Here is a 320-nt window from a genome sequence, read left to right on the forward strand (position 1 = left end):
GAGCCAAGTCCATGAAGTTTGTGGATGGTTTGATGATCCACAGTGGAGACCCTGTCAACTATTACGTTGACACCGCTGTCCGTCATGTCTTGCTCCGCCAGGGTGTGCTGGGTATCAAGGTTAAGATCATGCTTCCCTGGGACCCCAGCGGTAAGATCGGCCCCAAGAAGCCTCTGCCTGACCATGTCAGCATCGTGGAGCCCAAAGAGGAGATTCTCCCCACCACCCCTGTTTCTGAACAGAAGGGAGCCAAGCCTGAAGTCCCAGTCATGCCACAGGGTGCTCCTGTAGCCACAGCATAAAGGGTGTTCACCATTGGA

1 protein-coding gene is annotated in these 320 nt (G+C 54.7%); it reads left to right on the top strand.

From position 1 onward, the window contains the following. On the top strand, positions 1–302 hold a 302-nt coding region (locus GFJ41_RS21340), incomplete at its 5' end, for a hypothetical protein (protein WP_206001638.1). Positions 303–320 lie beyond the last annotated feature (18 nt).

Source organism: Paraclostridium dentum (genome assembly GCF_012922555.1).
GTDB lineage: Bacteria > Bacillota > Clostridia > Peptostreptococcales > Peptostreptococcaceae > Paraclostridium > Paraclostridium dentum.